Source organism: Chryseobacterium sp. SIMBA_029, from assembly GCF_046535275.1.
GTDB lineage: Bacteria > Bacteroidota > Bacteroidia > Flavobacteriales > Weeksellaceae > Chryseobacterium.
The window spans coordinates 1-267 of record NZ_JAWRXA010000404.1; the positions used below are offsets into that span (position 1 = coordinate 1).

Annotated in this window: 1 protein-coding gene; it reads left to right on the plus strand. The window is 44.9% G+C overall.

What is annotated here, in order from left to right:
* Window positions 1-267: TolC family protein (locus SB679_RS24610; RefSeq protein WP_410704906.1), on the plus strand; the 267-nt coding region annotated here is incomplete at both ends.

The window sequence follows — 267 nt, forward strand, 5'->3', positions numbered from 1 at the left end:
ATAGCAAATGCAAATGCTCAGGAGAAAAAAAATCTTTCTCTTGACGAAGCTGTGCAGCTGGGAATCCAGAACAGCAAGAATCTCAAGATCGATGCAGCCAAGATCGAAGAGGCTACAGCTGATCTTCTGGAGGCTAAAAACAGACAACTTCCGGAATTGAAAGTTTCAGGAAGCTATATGTACCTTCCGATAAAGCCCAATGTAGACCTTAAACTTCCGGGAGTATCAGGGGGAGCAGGAGGTCCGGAAGTCCATCAGGTACTTTAT